General features: G+C 63.7%; 1 protein-coding gene. It reads right to left on the bottom strand.

Going from position 1 to position 353, the window contains the following annotated elements:
• Nucleotides 1-353, bottom strand: a 353-nt coding sequence (locus AC5RWT_RS38100) for a DUF6421 family protein (RefSeq protein WP_494084719.1), incomplete at both ends; no start/stop codon positions are given.

Here is a 353-nt window from a genome sequence, read left to right as displayed (position 1 = left end):
CGGAAGGCGGTCAAATCGCAGCGCAGTTCCTCCAGCGAGTACAGGAAGTAGGGCATCCGCTGCTTGATCATGAACGGGTCGAACGGCAGGTCGCCCCGCATGTGCGTGCGGTCGTGAATCAGGTCCCACATCACAAAGGTTTCCTGCGTCAGCTGCTGGTCGTCCAGCAGGGCCGCGGCTTCCTCGGGCAGATCAAGGGAGGTGATTTCGGCAGCTGCACGGACCACGGTGCGGAAACGGGCGGCTTCGCGGTCGGCGAAAATGGCCCCCCAGGTGAAGGCAGGGGTTTCGCGCACGGCCACGGTTTCCGGGAAGAGTACAGCCGAGTTCGTGTCGTAGCCGGCCGTGAAGTC

The organism is Arthrobacter sp. Dra40 (assembly GCF_059091905.1).
The sequence above is the reverse complement of the archived record's forward strand: the minus strand, read 5'-3'. Positions and strand labels throughout refer to the sequence as shown.